Raw genomic sequence first — 17073 nt, 5'->3', positions numbered from 1 at the left:
CTCTGTCGCGTGTGCGCCGGCGGTCTGCCGCCATCTTGCCGTCGAGCCGGTGGCCTGGGGAAGTCAGGTTCACCTCAGCAACTCTCTCGACATCAAGATACATGACATCGAGTGATCGTGCGGCCACCCCTCCGGTCGCGGGTACAGTCCGCCGGTGCTCTCGGTCCGGCCCTCCCACCACCTCTCCCCCGGGCCGTACCCGAGGCTGGTCGCGGCGGGCTTCCGGCAGCAGTCGGCCTACCGGCTCGCGGCGCTGGCCGGACTGGTCGCCAACACCACGTTCGGCTTCCTCAAGGTCGCGCTGCTGCTCGCGACCGTCGAGGCCGCCGGCGGTGAGCTGCGCGGGTACGACGTCGGCACCATGTCGGCCTACGTGTGGCTCAGCCAGGGGCTGCTCGGCTCGGTGAACCTCTACGGCCGCTCCGAGATGGCCGAGCGGATCCGCACCGGGGACGTGGTCGTGGACTTCCTGCGACCCCTCGACGTGCACGCGGCCGCCGTCGCCACGGAGGTCGGTCGCGGCCTGTTCGCCCTGCTCCCCCGCGGCGTGCCGTCGGTGCTGGTCGGCGCAGTGGTCGTGGGGATGACGATGCCCACGACGCCCGGCCCCTACCTGCTCGGCGCGGTCAGCGTGCTGCTGGGCATCACGGTCTCGGCGGCGACGGCCTACCTGGTGGCCGCGACCGGGTTCTGGCTCGTCGAGACCCGCGGCGTCGCGCTGCTCTACATGGTGGTGGCGGGCTTCCTGGCCGGGCTCTACGTGCCGATCGGCATCTTCCCGGCGCCGTTGTTCTGGTTGGCCACGGCCACGCCCTTCCCCGCGATGCTGATGTACCCCGTCGACGTGCTCTCCGGCCGCGTCGACGGTCTGGCCTCGGTCGGGCTGGTCGCCGCCCAGGTCGGGTGGCTGCTGGTCGTCGGGGCGCTCGGCCAGCTGATGACGCGCCGGGGGCGGCGCCGCCTGGAGGTGCAGGGTGGCTGAGCCCCACGGCAGTGCGCTGGCGCCGTACCGCGCCGTGCTGGCCTCGCGCATCCGCTCCCAGGCCAGCTACCGCACCAGCTTCGGCCTCGACCTCGGCAGCTCGCTGCTGGTCGGGCTCACCGAGCTCGCCGAGGTCGCCGTGCTGTTCACCAGCGTCAGCGCGATCGGCGGGTTCGACCTCGCGGCGATGCTGCTCGTCTTCGGTCTCGCCGACCTGTGCTTCTCGCTCGCCGACATGGTCGTCGGGCACTGCGACAACCTGCCGGAGTACGTCCGCACCGGACGCCTCGACGTCTTCTACCTGCGCCCGCAGCCACTGCTGCTGCAGCTGGTCACCAGCGACATCAGCCTGCGCCGGTTGGCGCGGGCCCTGGTCGGGCTCGTCGCCCTCGTCGTCGGCCTGGTGGTCAACGACGTCACCTGGGGCTTCGAGGCCGTCGGGCTGCTGCTGGTCGCCGTGGTGAGCGGCGTCGCGACGTTCGCGGCACTGTTCGTCTGGGCCGGTGGGCTGCAGTTCTTCCTCGTCAACGGCTCGGAGATGACCAACGCGTTCGTGTACGGCGGCCGCTACGCCGCCACGCAGCCGGGCACGGTCTGGGGGCGGCCGCTGGTCGTCGTCTTCGGGTTCTTCTTCCCGATGGCCTTCACGGCCTACCTGCCGGCTGCCACGCTGCTGGGGCTCGACACCTTCGCCGGCCTGCCGGCGTGGGCCGGCTGGCTGGCGCCGGTCGCCGCGGTGTGGGCCTGGGTCGCCGCCGGGCTGAGCTGGCGCACCGGCGTACGTCACTACCAGGGAGCGGGCGGATGACCTCGCACATCATCGAGACCGACGGCCTGACCCGGACCTTCCGGGTGCGGGAGGGGATGAAGCGGCGCACCGTGGTGGCCGTCGACGACCTGTCGCTGCGGGTGGAGCCCGGCGAGGCCGTCGGCTACATCGGTGCCAACGGGGCCGGGAAGTCCACGACGATCAAGATGCTGTGCGGGATCCTCGTGCCCACCGCTGGTGAGGTGCGGACCTGCGGGCTGCGCCCCGTCGCGGAGCGGCGCCGGCTCGCGCGCGAGATCGGCGTGGTCTTCGGGCAGCGCTCCCAGCTGTGGTGGGACCTGCCGACCCGGGAGTCCTTCTCGCTGCTGGCCGCGATCCACCGGCTCTCCCCCACCGACGCCGCAGCCCGGCGCGAGGAGCTGGTCGAGCGGCTCGAGCTGGGCGAGTTCCTCACCACCCCGGTGCGCCAGCTCTCGCTCGGCCAGCGGATGCGCGCCGAGGTCGCCGCCGCGCTGCTGCACCGACCGCGGCTGGTGGTCCTCGACGAGCCGACCATCGGGCTCGACGTGCTGTCCAAGCAGCGGCTCCGCGAGTTCCTGGTGACCGAGCGTCGCGACCACGGGACCACGTTGCTGCTCACCACCCACGACATGGGCGACGTCGAGCGGCTCTGCGACCGCGTGGTGCTCGTCGACCGCGGCCGCACCGTCCACGACGGCAGCCTGGCCGCGCTCTCACGCACCGTCGGCGCCCAGCGCGTGATGACCGTCGACCTGGCGTCGCCCACGCCCACGCTCCCCCTCCCCGACGGCACCACGCACCTGGGCGAGGAGGGGCACGGCCTGCGCCACCGGATCGCCTTCGACCCCGACCGGGTCACCGCCGCCGCCGTCCTCGCCGCCGTCAGCGCGTCCGCCGAGGTGCTCGACCTCTCGATCGAGGAGCCGGACGTCGAGGACGTGGTGCGCCGCGTGTACCGGTCGCGCCGCTGACCGCCGAGACGTCACCCACGCACGGCCCGGGCGCCACTCATGCACGCCGCTGGCACGAGCAGGCCTCGATGTCGGAGGGGACCACTAGCGTGCAGCCATGGACTCGCACACAGCGCACGGCCGCGAGGAGACGGCGCCCACGACCGCCGGCCAGACGGACATGCGACTCAGCGTCACCCTCGGCGACACGCCCCAGGACCAGCATGCGCAGGTAGCAGCGGCCCTGCGCGCGTGCAGCGAACCGTTCGACGCACGCCGAGCTCTGACAGAGTTCCAGGCAGCCGTGGTGCACTGCGTGCGTGGGCTGAAGCCGGGTGAGGTCGTCACCTATGGCTGGGTTGCCGAGCAGGTTCGATCTCCGGGCGGCGCGATCGCGGTAGGGCAGGCCTTGATGCCCTTCTCCCCCTTCGACGGGGTCCCGTGGTGGCGTGTGGTGCTCGCAGGCGGAGCACTCACGAACTTCAAGCACCTCGGTGATCCCGGTCTGCCGCTGGTCCGCTCGTTGCTCATGGCCGAGGGCGTGGGCTTCACTGATGACGGCCGGGTGGCTCAGTACGCGGAGGGCAGCCCGGTCGCCAGCGGCGGCGGTGTCCGGAGCAGTCGGAAGAAGCGGGAACCTCAGCCCTGCTACGACCCCCACGAGACGGTCCAGCTCAGCTGCTACAAGTGCCGGTGACGCCCCGCGCCCGGCGGCGCCTCTCGTGGCTGAGGTAGAGCCCGGAGTCAGTCGCGGTGGAAGATTGCCACGCACTCGACGTGGTGCGTCATCGGGAACAGGTCCAGGGCGCGGAGGGAGGCCAGGGAGTACCCCGCCTCGCGCAGGTACGCCGTGTCGCGCGCCAGGGCCGCCGGGTCGCACGCCACGTAGGCGATCCGCCGCGGCGTGCGGCGCGCGATCTCTCGGACGACCGTGCGGCGCGCCCCCTGCCGCGGCGGGTCGAGCACGACGAGGTCGACCGAGCCGGACAGCAGGTCGCCACGGGGTCGGGCCAGGACGCGCTCGACGTCGCCGGAGACGGCCTCCCAGCGGCCGGGCAGGGTGGCGAGGTTGGTGCGGGCGTGCGCGACGGCGCTGCGCTCGCCCTCGACGAGCCCCACCGCGCCCGAGCGGCCCACGGCCTCGCCGAGGAAGCGCGCGAACAGCCCGACACCGGCGTACAGGTCCAGGACACGGTCGCCGGCCCGCGGCTCCAGCCCGTCGAGCACCGATGCGACCAGGACCTCGGCGGCGCCGGGGTGCACCTGCCAGAAGCCGTCCGGGGCGACGGAGAACTCCACGCCGCGGACGGTGTGCAGCTCCTGCTCGGGGACCCGGCCACGACCGTCGATGAGGCAGTCGTCGACCTCGACGACCGCGTGGCTGCGGTGCTGGCGCATGCCGCGGCGGCCGTCACCGAGGTCGACGTAGCGCTGCCGGGTGCGCCACCGCAGCCCGTCGAGGTCTCCGGGCACGGCCTCGACCTCGACGTCGACCTCGAGACCGGCCAGGCGCAGCATCTGCTCGCGCACCACCGAGGCCTTGAGCGCGCGCTGGGCGGGCAGCGCGACGTGCTGCAGGTCGCAGCCACCGCACAGCCCCGGCCCGGCGAAGGCGCACGGCGCCTCGACCCGGTCCGGCGAGGCCTCGAGCACCTCGACGGCGTCACCGCGCCAGAACCGGTCGCCCTCGGCACCCTCGGTCACCTCGACGACGACCCGCTCGCCCGGCAGCGCGTGCCGGACGAAGACGACCGGCCCGTCCTCCTGGCGCAGCACGCAGTGCCCGCCGTGCGCGACCGGCCCGACGACGCCCTCGATGCGCGACCCCACGGCGCTCACCGGTCCCGCACCTGACCGCGGCGCAGGTCACCGGGGCGAACCCGGGTGTCGTCGTCGTAGGCCCGCTCGCGGGCCGCCTCGGACGAGCGCAGCTGGTAGGGCACGGAGATGACCATGACACCGGGGCAGAACAGCAGCCGGCCCTTGAGGCGCAGGGCGGTCTGGTTGTGCAACAGCTGCTCCCACCAGTGGCCGACGACGTACTCGGGGATGTAGACGGCCACGACACCGCGCGGGTTGGCCCGCCGGATCTCGTTGGCGTAGTCCACGACGGGGCGCACCAGCTCGCGGTACGGCGAGTGCAGCACCTTCAGGGGCAGGTCGATGCGCCGCTCGTCCCACTCCTCCATGAGCGCGGAGGTCGAGGCGGCGTCGGTGGCGACGTAGACCCCCTCCAGCGCGTTGGGACGGGTGGCCTTGGCGAAGGCCAGCGCGCGCAGGGTCGGCTTGTGCAGCTTGCTGACCAGCACGATGGCGTGCACGCGGGTCGGCAGCACCTTGTCCTCCTCGTCGGCGGCCAGCTCGGCGCCGACGCGGTCGTAGTGGGTGCGGATCGCCCGCATCACCACGAAGAAGAAGCCCATGGCCAGGATCGTGATCCAGGCGCCGGCGAGGAACTTGGTCACGACGATGATCACCAGCACCACCGCCGTGAGCGCCAGGCCGACCGTGTTGATGACCCGCGAGCGGTAGATGGTGTGCCGGCGGGCTGGATCCTTCTCCTCACGCAGCTCGCGGGTCCAGTGCCGGATCATCCCGAGCTGGCTGAGGTTGAAGGAGACGAAGACCCCGACGATGTAGAGCTGGATGAGCCGGGTGACCTCGGCGTCGAAGGCCCAGATCAGCACGATCGCCATCAGCGCCAGCGCTACGATGCCGTTGGAGTAGGCCAACCGGTCCCCGCGCGAGCCGAGCGCCCGGGGGGCGAAGCCGTCGCGCGCGAGGATGGAGCCGAGCACGGGGAAGCCGTTGAAGGCGGTGTTGGCCGCCAGCACGAGGATCACGCCGGTGACGGTGACGGTCAGGTAGAAGCCCGGCGGGAAGCCCTGGAAGACCGCCTCCGCGATCTGGCTGATCGCCGTGTGTTGGTCGTAGTCGTCGGGCACCGGGGCCCCCGCGCGGTACAGCCGATCGAAGTCGGCGGGGTCGACCAGCCGCACGCCGATCTCGCGGGCCAGCACGATGACGCTGATCATCATCGAGATGGCGATCAGGCCGAGCAGGGCCAGCGTCGTGGCGGCGTTCTTGGACTTCGGCCGCTGGAAGGCGGGTACGCCGTTGGAGACCGCCTCCACGCCGGTCAGCGCCGCACAGCCCGACGAGAACGCGCGGGCCAGCAGGAACAGCAGGCCGATCGTGGTCAGCGGCCCGTCCAGGCCCTGCTCGGGGATGATCGTGAGGTCGGCGGACTCCGCGCGGGGCAGGGTGCCGCCCAGCCACCGCAGCGCGCCGACCACGACCATCGTCCCGATCGAGATCATGAACAGGTAGGTCGGCACGGCGAACACCGCGCCGGACTCGCGGATGCCGCGCAGGTTGATCGCCATCAGCACCACGACCAGCACGACACCGAACGTCGCCTCGTGCCCGCTGAGGAACGGCAGCGCCGCGGCGGCGTACTGGGACCCGGCGGAGATCGACACCGCCACCGTGAGCACGTAGTCGACCAGGAGCGCGCTGGCGACGGTGGTCCCCGCGGTGTCGCCGAGGTTGACCTTGGCGACCTCGTAGTCACCACCGCCGGAGGGGTAGGCGTGCACGGTCTGGCGGTAGGAGGCCAGCACGACGGCCATCACCACGGCGACGGCCAGCGCGACCTTCCAGGACCAGACGTACGCCGACGCGCCGGCCAGCGAGAGCATGATGAAGACCTCGTCGGGCGCGTAGGCCACCGAGGAGAGCGCGTCGCTGGCGAAGACCGGCAGCGCGATGCGCTTGGGGAGCAGTGTCTCCCCCAGCTGGGAGCTGCGGAGCTTGCGACCCAGCAGGATCCGCTTCGAGACGTCGCCGACACCCACGGACCGGAAGGCTACGGCACGTGCGGCCCCTGAGGTCAGTTGCGGCTAGCGTGGGCCCGTGCACGTCGTGATCATGGGGTGCGGCCGGGTCGGCTCGACCCTCGCCCGCTCCCTGGAGGACCGCAACCACACCGTCTCGGTGATCGACTCCGAGCCGGACGCTTTCCGACGCCTCGGGCCGGGCTTCAACGGCGACAAGATCGCCGGGATGGGCTTCGACCAGGAGGTGCTGGAGAAGGCCGGCATCCGCCGGGCGGACGCGTTCGCCGCGGTGTCCAGCGGCGACAACTCCAACATCATCGCCGCCCGCGTGGCGCGCGAGACCTTCGGCATCCAGCAGGTCGTGGCGCGCATCTACGACCCCGGCCGCGCCGAGGTCTACCAGCGGCTGGGCATCACCACCGTCGCGACGGTGAAGTGGACCGCCGACCAGGTGCTGCGCCGGATCCTCCCGGCGGGCGCCGAACCGGACTTCCGCGACCCCAGCGGCACGATCCGCGTGGACCACATCACCGTCCCCCACGCCTGGATCGGCCAGCGCACCATCGACCTGCAGCTGCAGAGCAAGTCGCGCATCGCCTGGATCGACCGGCTCGGCGAGGGGATGCTGCCCACCCGCGAGACGATCCTGCAGGAGGGCGACATGCTGCACCTGGTCATCCGTGAGCAGATGGCCGCCCACACGTTCGCGGTCCTCGACAAGGGTCCGGAGGAGAGCTGATGCGCGTCGCCATCGCCGGGGCCGGTGCCGTCGGCCGGTCCATCGCCCGGGAGCTGATCGGCAACGGTCACGAGGTCCTGCTGATCGACAAGAACGCCCAGGCCATCAAGCCCGAGCGGGTGCCGGACGCCGAGTGGCTGCTGGCCGACTGCTGCGAGATGTCCTCACTGGAGGAGGCCCGCCTCGAGCGCTGCGACGTGCTGATCTCGGCCACCGGCGACGACAAGGCCAACCTGGTCGCCTCGCTGCTGGCCAAGACCGAGTTCGGCGTGCCCCGCACGGTGGGCCGGGTCAACCACCCCAACAACGAGTGGCTCTTCAGCGAGGCATGGGGCGTCGACGTCAACGTCTCGACGCCGCGCATCATGTCGGCGCTGGTCGAGGAGGCCGTCACGGTCGGCGACCTGGTCCGGCTCTTCACCTTCCGACAGGGCAACGCCAACCTCGTCGAGATGACCCTGCCCGCCGACAGCCCGTACGTCGGCAAGCCGGCCGGCCTGGTGCCGCTGCCGGAGTCCTGCGCGCTGGTGACGATCCTGCGCGACGGCCAGGTCTACACCCCCGACCCGGAGCAGCCCATCGAGTCCGGCGACGAGCTGTTGTTCGTCGTGCCGGCCGAGAAGGAGGACGAGCTCGAGCGGCTGCTGGCCCCCTCCGCCCACGGCGGCTGAGGCCAACGGCCGAGGGCTCAGACGGTCGCCTGGACCGGCGTCCGGTTGCGACCCAGCACCCAGAGCATGGCTGCGAGGGCGGCCAGCTGCAGGGGCCAGCCGAGCGCGATCTTGAGGATGCCCAGCGCCGCGATGGCGAAGTCGGTGTCGATCGACCCGCTCCACCCACCGAGCCACAACGGCGCCTGCACCACGACGCGGACGACGCACGGCAGCGCCAGCAGCCAGGTCAGCGTCGTGCACAGGCGGACGACCTGCTTGTCCTGGTGCCACTCGGTCACCTCGCCGGTGACCGAGCCGACCATGAAGCCGACCAGCGGCCAGCCGATCAGGCAGGTGACGGCCATGACGACGGCGTACCCGCCGTTGTAGAGCAGCCCCGGCAGGAAGTAGGCCAGCGCCTGCTCGTCCTCGCTGCCGCCGCGGGAGGCAGCCAGCCGGACGAAGAACCAGCCGATGCCGATGCCGAAGAGCGCGTTGACGACGAACTGCACCGTCGAGCGCTGGACGAGGCGCACGACCAGCAGCAGCACGGCCACACCGACGCTGACGCCGAGGGCGAGCTGCAGCTCGCGGGTCGTGAGCCACAGCGCGGTGAACACGATCGTGGGCACCGCCGCCTCGACCATCCCGCGACGACCGCCGAGGGCCTTGGCGAGCTGCCCGCGCACGACCTCCTCGACCGTGGCCCCGGCCCCCACCTGGTGGTCGCTCATGGCAGCAGCTGGTAGCGGGGGTTGAAGATGACCCGCTGCCCCTCGTGGACGCCGATGCGGCCCTGGACCTCGATGGAGACGCCGGGGTCGATGCCGACGATGCGCCGGCGGCCCAACCAGATGATCGTGAGCGCGCCGGAGCCGTCGAAGAGCTCGGCCTCCAGCGCGGGGACGCCGCCGCGCGGGCGCAGGGTCACGGTGCGCAGGGTCCCCTGGAGCCGCACGCGGGCGCGGTCCTCGGCTCCGGCGATGGTGTCCTGGCCGGGCTCCACGTAGGTCTTGAGCATGTCGCGGGCGAGCATGTCCGAGCTGTTGGCCCAGCGCGAGATGCTGCGCCGCAGGCGGGACTTCTCGGGCACGGGGTCCTAGCCCTCCACGCGGCGCGCGCCCTCGGGCAGCGCCAGCGGCAGCGGCTCGCCCACGGGCATGGCGCCCTCGCCGCGGCGGACCGCGACGGTGCTGATGACGGCGTCCCACTTGTCGCGGTCGGCCCCGGGCCGGGCCGGGCCACCGATGAGGGTGGCACGCAGCATCCAGCGGTTGCCGTTGACGCCGATGATCCGGGAGAGCTGCTGACCGGTGCGACCGTCGGCGAGGGTGCGGGTCAGCTCGCAGCGCAGCTCGGTGCCCCAGCGTCCCTCCTCCTCCGAGGCGACACCGCCGCGCTGCGCCATGTCGGCGGCGATCTGGGGACGCACCTCGCTCCACAGGTCACCGTGACGGGGTGCGGCGAAGGCCCGCAGCTCCAGGGCGCCCTCCGGACCGGTCAGCAGGACCGCCTGGACGTCGCCGCTGGCCTCGTCGACCTGCAGCCGCAGCTCGGTGCCGACCACGGGCGCGATGAGCAGCGAGCCGAGGTCGATGCGCTGCACGCCCTCGGGCAGGTCGGGCATCTCGGAGACGTCGTAGGGCCCGGCGGGCCGGGAGGCCTGCTCCTCGGCTCCGGCAGCCGACTCGGTCGCGGCCTGGTCCGGGGTCCCCGGCTCGGTGGCGGACTTGCGGCGGAACTTCACGAGCGCTCCCTGCTGTGACGGCGGTCAGGTACCGGTAGAACCGTAGCCCCCGGTCCCCCGCGCGGAGTCCGGCAGGGCGTCGACCTCCACGAAGGCGGCCCGCTCGACCCGCTGCACCACCAGCTGCGCGATCCGCTCACCGCGGCGCAGCTCGACCGGCTCGCGCGGGTCGAGGTTGACCAGCAGCACCTTGACCTCGCCGCGGTAGCCGGCGTCGACCGTGCCGGGCGTGTTGACGATCGAGACGCCGTGCCGGGCCGCGAGCCCCGAGCGCGGGTGCACGAGACCGACGTACCCCTCAGGGAGCGCCAGGGCGATCCCCGTGGGCACGAGCGCGCGCTCGCCGGGGGCCAGCACCACGTCGACGGTGGTGTGCAGGTCGGCGCCGGCGTCGCCGGGGTGCGCGTAGCCCGGCAGCGGCAGGTCGGGGTCGAGCCGCACCACCGGGACCGGCAGCCCGGTCGGCAGCGGGCCGGGAGAGGAGGAGGCCTGGTCGTCCACGGCAGGGACCCTAGTGCGAGACTCCTGTCCCGTGGACACGGGCACGCACTACCGCGAGCGCCTCGCCGTGCCTATCCGTTGGTGGGCGCAGGGCACGATGCTGGTGGCCAGCCTGTGGCTGGCCGTGATCGTCGCGGTCCCCGGCCCCTTCGCGTGGGCCGTCACCGGCGTCGGCGCGGCCCTGATGGTCGCGTTCTTCCTCTCGTACGGCGGAGCCGTGCTGAGCGTGGAGGACGGCTGGTTCCGCGCCGGCCGGGCGCGGGTCGAGGTCCGCTTCGTCGGCGAGGTCGTCGCGCTGGACGCCGAGCAGACCCGGCTGGTCGCCGGGCGCGACGCCGATGCCCGTGCCTACCTGCTGCTGCGGCCCTACCGCAGCCGGGCGGTGAAGGTGACGCTGCGCGACCCGGCCGACCCGACGCCGTACTGGCTGGTGAGCACGCGGCGGCCCGACCAGCTGGCGCAGGCCCTGGGCGACGCCACCCGCTCCGCCGAGGCCGCCGGCTGATCCCTCTCCCTCCGGTGGGTGCCCCAGGGGGCTAGGGTCGGACCATGTCCAAGGTCTGGTCTGTGATGGAGAAGGGCTCGGCGATCGGCGCTGCCGTCGTCGCCCGCAAGGTGCTGACCACGGGGTGGGCCAAGGCCGCGCGCCGCAAGCCGCCGGAGAACCCGGCCGACCCCGACGTCAACATCGGCGAGGCCGTGGCCTGGGCGGTCGCCACGGGGGCTGCGGTCTCGGTGGCGCGCATGCTCGCCATGCGCGGCGCCGCCCGGTACTACACGAAGTCCGCGGGGCACCTGCCCCCCGGGCTCGAGAAGGACGGGGTCTGACCCGTCCTCCTCATCGACTCCTGATCGGCTGACGCCCGAGGGCCCGTGCGGGCCTCAGGCGCAGTCGTGGCAGATCATCTTCTTGGCGTCCGCCAGCTGCGAGCGGTGGTGCACCAGGAAGCAGCTCATGCAGGTGAACTCGTCCTCCTGCTTGGGCTTCACCTCCACGGCCAGCTCCTCGTGGGAGAGGTCCGCGCCGGGGAGCTCGAACGACTCCGCCGCCTCGGTCTCGTCCTCGTCGACCTTGCCCGAGTTCTTGTCGTGCCGTCGCGCCTTGAGCTCTTCGATGCTCTCCTCGGAGGAGTCCTCCTCGTTCTTGCGTGGCGCGTCGTAGTCGGTTGCCATCGTCGTCACTCCCCTCGTCCGGTCGATCGGCGCCACAGTGTGCACCATCGCCCGGGGCCACTCCACACCGGTCTGGTGTGGCGGGCGGTGAACAGTCGGTGACGTCGCCCTATTCCCCTCGGGGGGAGGTGTCGCCCGAGCGGGCGTAGCCGGCCTCCAGCACCGCCTCGAGGAAGGTGTCGTACGACGCCTCGGGAGCCGCCACGAGCAGGTCGCGCCCCGAGGCGCCGGCCAGCAGCCCCCAGCGCGCGCCCCCGGCGCGCGCGATCAGGGCCGCCGCCGCGTGGTCCCACAGGTTCACCCCCTCCTCGACGTAGCCGTCGAGGTGTCCCGAGCCCAGCAGGCACAGGTCGAGGGCGCACGAGCCCAGCCGACGGATGTCGCGCACCTGTGGCAGCAGCCGCACCAGCGACTCGGCCTGGGCGCGGCGCACGTCGCGGTCGTAGGAGAAGCCGGTCGCGACCAGCATCAGCGACAGCGGCTGCGGCGCCCGGACGCGGACGGGAGCGCCGTCGCGGGTGCCGACCGGCCGGCCGTCCTCGAGGTGGGCGCTCCAGGTGGAGCCGGTGGGCACCTCCAGGACCGTCCCCGCGACGGTGGACCAGCCGTCGGGGGCCGCGTCGTCCTGGACCTGGGCGGCCACCGAGACGGCGTGCCGGGGCAGGCCGTAGAGGAAGTTGACGGTGCCGTCGATCGGGTCGAGCACCCAGCGCACCCCCGACGTGCCGGGCCGGTCCTCCCCCTCCTCCCCGAGGATCGCGTCGTCGGGGCGGGCCGCGGTCAGCCTTGCGCGCAGCAGCTCTTCGCTGGCCCGGTCGGCGGCCGTGACGACGTCGACGTCGCTGGACTTGGTGGCGGCGACCTCGACGCCGCGGGCAGCGTGCTCGCGCACGAGTGCCGCGGCCTCGGCCGCCACCTCGCGGGAGAGCGCCGCCAGGGCCCGCGCGTCCACGCCTCGGGTCATCGGGGCCGGCTCAGGTGTCGCGGCCGCACAGGGCGGGCCGCTCAGCGCGTGGGTTGGCGCAGCAACCGACCGGGCACACGTCCCACATCGCCCCGATGTCGCCGGTGGCGGCGCGGGCGACCTCCTCACCACGCTCGACGGTGGCCCGCTCGACCAGCAGGTCGCGCACCATCGCGACGAACCGCGGGTCGGTGCCGGCGGTGGCGGCGCGGGTGGCCGGCAACCCGATCTCCTCCGCGGTCGCCAGCGCCTCGGTGTCGAGGTCGTAGACGACCTCCATGTGGTCGGAGACGAAGCCGACCGGCACGATCACCGCTGCGGACGCCCCTCGCTCCTTCAGCGCCGTGAGGTGGTCGTTGACGTCCGGCTCGAGCCACGGGACCTGCGGGGACCCGGAGCGCGAGCAGTAGACCAGGGCGTGCTCGTGCCGGGTGCCGGTCTCCTCGGCGACGCGGTCCACGATGCTGCGCGCGACGTCGAGGTGCTGCGCGACGTAGGCGCTGCCCTCCTCCCAGTCCCGCTCGGGGTCGCCGCTGCGCTCGCTCATGGCCGTGGGGATGGAGTGGGTGACGAACACCAGCTCCGCGCCCGCCCGGACGTCGTCGGGCAGGTCGGCGAGCGCCGCCAGCACCGCGTCGACGTTGGGCTCCACGAAGCCGGGGTGGTTGAAGTAGTGGCGCAGCTTGTCCAGGCGCACCGGCGAGCCCTCGGGGCCGGGGCCCTCACCCAGCGGGTCGACGGCGTCCCAGAGGTTCTCGCGGTACTGCCGGCACGAGGACCAGGAGCTGTAGGCGCTGGTCACGAAGCAGGCCGCCCGGGTCACGCCGTCCTCGGCCATCTGCTGCAGCGTGTCGGTCAGGAACGGGTCCCAGTTGCGGTTGCCCCAGTAGACCGGGAGGTCGATGCCGGCGTCGGCCAGCTCGGCGCGGATCGCGGCCAGCAGGGCGCGGCACTGGTCGTTGATCGGCGAGCGCCCCCCGAACAGGAAGTAGTGCTCGCCCACCTCCTCCAGCCGCTCCTTGGGGATGCCCCGCCCGCGCGTGACGTTCTCCAGGAACGGCACCACGTCCTCGGGCTTCTCGGGACCCCCGAAGGAGACCAGCAGCAGCGCGTCGTAGGGGCTCACGTCGGGGCTCGCCATGACCCCATCGTAGGAACCCCCCTCCTCACCCTCGCGGATCGCCCGCCCCGATTCGCCCCGGGTGGTGGCCTGGTCCTAGGTTCCGGACGTGGCAGGAGGCGGGCTGAGGAGCTACCGGGACGTGCTGGCGCACCCCGGCGCGCTGGCCTTCTCGCTGACCGGCCTGGTGGCACGGCTGCCGATCTCGATGGCCGGGCTCGGCATCGTGCTCCTCGTCGAGGGCGCGACCGGCTCCTACGGCCTCGCCGGCTCGGTCTCCGCGGCCTACATGGTCGCCAACGCCGTCCTCGCCATCGCCCAGGGCCGGCTGCTGGACCGCTGGGGCCAGGGGCCGGTCCTCGCCGTCGCCGGGTCGGTCTTCGGCGTGGCCACCACGGTGCTCGTGTGGTCGGTCCAGGCGGACTGGCCGCGGGTCGCGTCGTACGTCGCCGCGGCCGTGGCCGGGGGCTCGCTGCCCCAGATCGGCTCGGCCGTGCGCGCCCGGTGGGCGCAGGTGCTGGACCGACCGGCCCAGGTGCAGACGGCGTACGCACTCGAGGCGGTCTTCGACGAGGTCGTCTTCATCCTGGGGCCGATCCTGGTCACGGTGCTGGCCACCCTCGTGCACCCGGTGCTCGGCTTGGCGGTGGCCGCCGTCGCGGGCTCGTTGGGCTCCTGGGCGTTCGCGGCCCAGCGGGCGACCGCTCCCCCGGCCCACCCGCACCGCCGCGGCGGTGACCGCCGCGTCCCGCTGCCCTGGCGCACCCTCGCCCCGCTCACGGTCGTCTCGGCGTGCCTGGGCGTGCTCTTCGGCGCCGCCGAGGTCACCACCGTCGCCTTCGCCGACGAGCTGGGCTCGCCGGCGTGGGCGGGCGCCCTGCTGGCCCTGTGGGCGCTGGGCAGCCTGGTCTCGGGCGTGGTCACCGGGGCCCTGACCTGGCGCCGCTCGGTGACCACCCGGCTGCAGGTGGGCGCCGCGGCCATGGCGCTGGCCATGGCGCCGTTGTGGCTGGTCGGCTCGCTGCCCCTGATGGGCCTGGTGCTGCTCGTGGGCGGCGCGGCGATCGCACCCACCCTGGTCGCGACCATGTCGCTGGTGGAGTCCAGCACCCCCCGGGCCCGCCTCACCGAGGGCATGGCCCTCGTGCAGACGGGGCTGGTCGCCGGCGTCGCCCCCGGCGCGGCCGCCTCGGGCTTCGTCGTGGACCACTACGGGGCCAACCCGGCCTACCTGGTGTCCCTGGCCGCCGGTGTCCTCGCCGCCGTGGCGGCGCTCTCGCTGCCGCGCTCCGACCGCGACTGACGGGCCGACCGGGGGCCGGCGCTCAGACGCTGGCGGACCCGCGCGGCACCGGCGCCTGCCACCCGCGCCACATCGACAGCAGCCTCCAGACCAGGCACACCGTGGCGCCCGCGGCCGCGGCCAGGCCGTAGGGCACGTCGGCCCGGTCGAGCATCACCGCGACCAGCGCTCCGGCGAGCGCGGGGGTGGCGTAGAGCTCCCCGCGGAAGATCACCGGCACCCGGCCGGCCAGGACGTCGCGCATCATCCCGCCGCCGATCCCGGTCGTCATCCCCAGCAGCGCCGCCGGCAGCGGCCCCAGCCCGTAGTCGACGGCCTTCAGGGCACCCGCGACGCAGAAGAGCGCGAGCCCGAAGGCGTCGAAGACGTTGACCAGCCGCTCCATCCGGCCCAGTGCCGGGTGGTAGAGGAACGTCACCAGCCCGGCGGCCACCGGGACCATCAGGTAGCGCCAGTCCTCGAGCGCAGCGGGCGGGGCGGCGTCGATCAGGACGTCGCGCAGGAACCCACCACCCAGGCCGGTGACGCCGGCCAGCACGAGCACGCCGAAGACGTCGAGCTCCTTGCGCACCGCCACCAGGGCACCGGAGATCGCGAACACGAAGATGCCCACGAGGTCCAGGACGACCAGGGTGGCACTGGGTTCGGGGGTCGTCACCCGCGCAGGCTACCCAGGCCCGCCCGCCAGGACCCAGCGGCGGGAGCCGCCCTCAGCGCACCCCGTAGAAGGGCGCCGTCACCGGCCAGTCGCGGTCGATCCAGTCGGGGACGAAGGAGTCGAGCGCCGACTCCAGCCCGCTGCCGACGTACTCGTCCCGCACCCACCACGAGATGACGGCGTCGCACTCCGGCCCGTCGCCTGGGTCGATGTAGACGCAGCCGATCAGCTCGGTCTCCCCGGCGTCCAGGAGCGCGTAGTTGAAGGACTCGTGGGTCTGCATCTCCTCCCAGTGCCGTTGCAGATCCTCGCGGTCGGCCTCGGCACTCATGTCCTCGGGCGGCCAGCCCCAGGCCGCGCCGTAGATCGACCACAGGCGGTCGCGGGAGCCCATGACGGCGAGCATGTCCTTCTCGGTGTCGTCGGCGGTGATCGGGCGCAGGTGGTGGCCGGTGGGCAGGTCCACCCGCAGCGGGTGCTCCCAGTCCGGGGGGAGCCAGGTCGTGGTCATGAGCCGATGGTGGCGCCCGGCGGCGGCCGTCCGCCAGGCATTTGCGTGGCGGGCGCACGCCACGGAGCCGCCGGGCGCCGGGGTCCCTGGTCCGGAGCGCCTCCTGGCGTAGGCTCGGCGCACCCCGGGCACTCCGGCGGCGATGGACTACGAAGCAGGAGGTGGACCGGCTCATGGTGCACCTGACCCTCGCGGGCACGAGCGAGGACGGGAAGCGCCTGCTCCTGGTCAGCGACGCCGGGGAGGAGTACACCCTCGACGTCGACGCCCGGCTCCGCAGCGCCCTGCGCGGCGAGACGTCACGACTCGGTCAGTTGGAGATCACCATGGAGAGCGTCCTGCGGCCTCGCGACATCCAGGCCCGCATCCGGGCCGGAGAGACGCCGGAGGCGGTCGCCGAGGCGGCCCAGACCAGCGTCGAGAAGATCATGCCGTTCGCCGGGCCCGTCCTCGCCGAGCGCGAGCACGTCGCCCAGCGGGCCCAGCGCAGCTCGGTACGCCGCCGCAACGGCGACGGGGCCCGCATCCTCGGCGAGGCGGTGGAGTCCCACCTGCGCTCGATCAACGTCGGGGCCGACACCGTCGCCTGGGACGCCTGGCGGCGCGAGGACGGCCGCTGGGTCCTCACCGCCGACTTCGCGACCCAGGCCCGCAGCGGCACCGGCACCTACACCTACGACATGCCCGGCAACTACGTCGTGGCCGAGGACGACGACGCCCGCTGGCTGATCGGCGACCGCTCCGCCACCCCGGCCGCTCCGCCGGCCCCCGACGACCTGGAGCAGGTACGCCGCCGCCGCGCCGCTGCCGTCGACGAGCCCGACCAGCTGCCGCTGGGTGACGACGCGATCCACCTGGTCGCGCCGGAGACCGTCCCCGACCTCCACGACGAGGCGCCGGCCGAGCGGGTGCGCGCCGACGCCGAGCCCGGACAACCCGAGCCGGCGCCCGACCGCCGGAGCGAGGGGGCACCGGCCGCCCGCGAGACCACCGAGCCCCCGGCCGCCACGCCCGCGCAGCAGGCCGAGGCCGCGCAGCCCGAGCACCTGGACGAGCCGGCGGCCCGCAAGCCGACCCGCAAGCGCGGACGCGCCTCGGTGCCCAGCTGGGACGAGATCATGTTCGGCGGCTCGAAGGAGTAGT

The 17073-nt window shown here is 73.3% G+C and carries 21 protein-coding genes; 10 read left to right on the top strand and 11 right to left on the bottom strand.

The genetic code is table 11. The features are described 5' to 3' along the window. Positions 1-154: 154 nt before the first annotated feature. The 4 genes from BKA05_RS07950 to BKA05_RS07935 all read left to right on the top strand — a co-directional run bounded on the left by BKA05_RS07950 (position 155) and on the right by BKA05_RS07935 (position 3419). The gene (locus BKA05_RS07950; protein WP_179530954.1) at positions 155-982 is read left to right on the top strand and encodes an ABC-2 family transporter protein; all 828 of its coding nucleotides are present in this window, start codon (positions 155-157) and stop codon (positions 980-982) included. After that, positions 975-1790, top strand: coding sequence for an ABC-2 family transporter protein (locus tag BKA05_RS07945; RefSeq protein WP_179530953.1), 816 nt, complete (start codon positions 975-977; stop codon positions 1788-1790). The genes BKA05_RS07950 and BKA05_RS07945 overlap by 8 nt, the downstream gene beginning before the upstream one ends. Continuing rightward, entirely contained in the window at positions 1787-2743 is a 957-nt protein-coding gene (locus BKA05_RS07940; RefSeq protein ID WP_179530952.1) for an ABC transporter ATP-binding protein, read from the top strand. The genes BKA05_RS07945 and BKA05_RS07940 overlap by 4 nt, the downstream gene beginning before the upstream one ends. A 97-nt stretch (positions 2744-2840) precedes the next feature. Continuing rightward, positions 2841-3419: an MGMT family protein gene (locus BKA05_RS07935; protein ID WP_179530951.1), complete on the top strand. Its 579-nt coding sequence runs from the start codon at positions 2841-2843 to the stop codon at positions 3417-3419. A gap of 47 nt (positions 3420-3466) precedes the next feature. On the opposite strand, the gene BKA05_RS07930 is transcribed toward BKA05_RS07935, so the two are convergent. Both BKA05_RS07930 and BKA05_RS07925 read right to left on the bottom strand, forming a co-directional pair. Next, positions 3467-4561, bottom strand: a complete 1095-nt coding sequence (locus tag BKA05_RS07930) for an RsmD family RNA methyltransferase (RefSeq protein WP_179530950.1) — start codon at positions 4559-4561, stop codon at positions 3467-3469. Next, on the bottom strand, positions 4558-6579 hold the full coding sequence (locus BKA05_RS07925; protein ID WP_179530949.1) for an amino acid permease: 2022 nt from the start codon (positions 6577-6579) through the stop codon (positions 4558-4560). Before BKA05_RS07925 ends, BKA05_RS07930 begins: the two co-directional genes overlap by 4 nt. Positions 6580-6652: 73 nt before the next feature. On the opposite strand from BKA05_RS07925, the gene BKA05_RS07920 reads away from it, so the two are divergent. Next, complete coding sequence (locus tag BKA05_RS07920) at positions 6653-7300, top strand: potassium channel family protein (protein WP_218842729.1); 648 nt, start codon at positions 6653-6655, stop codon at positions 7298-7300. After that, a complete protein-coding gene (locus BKA05_RS07915) occupies positions 7300-7971 on the top strand; it encodes a potassium channel family protein (RefSeq protein ID WP_179530947.1) in 672 nt (223 codons plus the stop codon). Before BKA05_RS07920 ends, BKA05_RS07915 begins: the two co-directional genes overlap by 1 nt. A gap of 17 nt (positions 7972-7988) precedes the next feature. Here BKA05_RS07915 and BKA05_RS07910 read toward each other — a convergent pair whose 3' ends face one another. From BKA05_RS07910 to dut, 4 genes are read right to left on the bottom strand one after another with little or no spacing between them, the layout of a single operon-like run. Further along, complete coding sequence (locus BKA05_RS07910; RefSeq protein ID WP_179530946.1) at positions 7989-8687, bottom strand: DUF3159 domain-containing protein; 699 nt, start codon at positions 8685-8687, stop codon at positions 7989-7991. Beyond that, complete coding sequence (locus BKA05_RS07905; RefSeq protein WP_179530945.1) at positions 8684-9046, bottom strand: OB-fold nucleic acid binding domain-containing protein; 363 nt, start codon at positions 9044-9046, stop codon at positions 8684-8686. Before BKA05_RS07905 ends, BKA05_RS07910 begins: the two co-directional genes overlap by 4 nt. Before the next feature lie 6 nt (positions 9047-9052). After that, positions 9053-9700: a DUF3710 domain-containing protein gene (locus BKA05_RS07900; RefSeq protein ID WP_179530944.1), complete on the bottom strand. Its 648-nt coding sequence runs from the start codon at positions 9698-9700 to the stop codon at positions 9053-9055. 24 nt (positions 9701-9724) lie between these two features. Then, positions 9725-10156: a dUTP diphosphatase gene (dut, locus tag BKA05_RS07895; RefSeq protein WP_179533056.1), complete on the bottom strand. Its 432-nt coding sequence runs from the start codon at positions 10154-10156 to the stop codon at positions 9725-9727. A 76-nt stretch (positions 10157-10232) separates the two neighbouring features. Here dut and BKA05_RS07890 point away from each other — a divergent pair, with 76 nt between their 5' ends. Both BKA05_RS07890 and BKA05_RS07885 read left to right on the top strand, forming a co-directional pair. After that, positions 10233-10706 (top strand): DUF3093 family protein, encoded by a 474-nt coding sequence (locus BKA05_RS07890; protein ID WP_179530943.1) that lies wholly within the window; start codon positions 10233-10235, stop codon positions 10704-10706. A gap of 44 nt (positions 10707-10750) precedes the next feature. Then, a complete protein-coding gene (locus BKA05_RS07885) occupies positions 10751-11029 on the top strand; it encodes a DUF4235 domain-containing protein (RefSeq protein WP_179530942.1) in 279 nt (92 codons plus the stop codon). Positions 11030-11083: 54 nt separating this feature from the next. Here BKA05_RS07885 and BKA05_RS07880 read toward each other — a convergent pair whose 3' ends face one another. The 3 genes from BKA05_RS07880 to BKA05_RS07870 form a co-directional block, all read right to left on the bottom strand. Continuing rightward, entirely contained in the window at positions 11084-11374 is a 291-nt protein-coding gene (locus BKA05_RS07880) for a DUF4193 domain-containing protein (RefSeq protein ID WP_179530941.1), read from the bottom strand. 109 nt (positions 11375-11483) lie between these two features. Beyond that, positions 11484-12338 carry an inositol monophosphatase family protein gene (locus BKA05_RS07875; protein WP_179530940.1) on the bottom strand — a complete coding sequence of 285 codons (855 nt, stop codon included), beginning with the start codon at positions 12336-12338 and terminating at the stop codon, positions 11484-11486. Positions 12339-12348: 10 nt separating this feature from the next. Continuing rightward, the gene (locus BKA05_RS07870; RefSeq protein WP_179530939.1) at positions 12349-13479 is read right to left on the bottom strand and encodes a ferrochelatase; all 1131 of its coding nucleotides are present in this window, start codon (positions 13477-13479) and stop codon (positions 12349-12351) included. An 88-nt stretch (positions 13480-13567) separates the two neighbouring features. Here BKA05_RS07870 and BKA05_RS07865 point away from each other — a divergent pair, with 88 nt between their 5' ends. Continuing rightward, positions 13568-14761 carry an MFS transporter gene (locus BKA05_RS07865; RefSeq protein WP_179530938.1) on the top strand — a complete coding sequence of 398 codons (1194 nt, stop codon included), beginning with the start codon at positions 13568-13570 and terminating at the stop codon, positions 14759-14761. Between the two features lie 22 nt (positions 14762-14783). Here BKA05_RS07865 and BKA05_RS07860 read toward each other — a convergent pair whose 3' ends face one another. Together BKA05_RS07860 and BKA05_RS07855 are read right to left on the bottom strand one after the other, a co-directional pair. Further along, positions 14784-15419: a trimeric intracellular cation channel family protein gene (locus BKA05_RS07860; protein WP_179530937.1), complete on the bottom strand. Its 636-nt coding sequence runs from the start codon at positions 15417-15419 to the stop codon at positions 14784-14786. A gap of 52 nt (positions 15420-15471) precedes the next feature. After that, a complete protein-coding gene (locus tag BKA05_RS07855; protein WP_179530936.1) occupies positions 15472-15930 on the bottom strand; it encodes a GNAT family N-acetyltransferase in 459 nt (152 codons plus the stop codon). A 161-nt stretch (positions 15931-16091) separates the two neighbouring features. Here BKA05_RS07855 and sepH point away from each other — a divergent pair, with 161 nt between their 5' ends. Continuing rightward, entirely contained in the window at positions 16092-17072 is a 981-nt protein-coding gene (gene sepH / locus BKA05_RS07850) for a septation protein SepH (RefSeq protein WP_218842361.1), read from the top strand. The last annotated feature ends 1 nt before the right edge of the window (position 17073 follow it).

The sequence above is a fragment of the Nocardioides marinus genome, assembly GCF_013408145.1.
In the GTDB taxonomy this organism is placed as follows: domain Bacteria; phylum Actinomycetota; class Actinomycetes; order Propionibacteriales; family Nocardioidaceae; genus Nocardioides; species Nocardioides marinus.
This window is presented reverse-complemented; position numbering and strand designations above follow the sequence as displayed.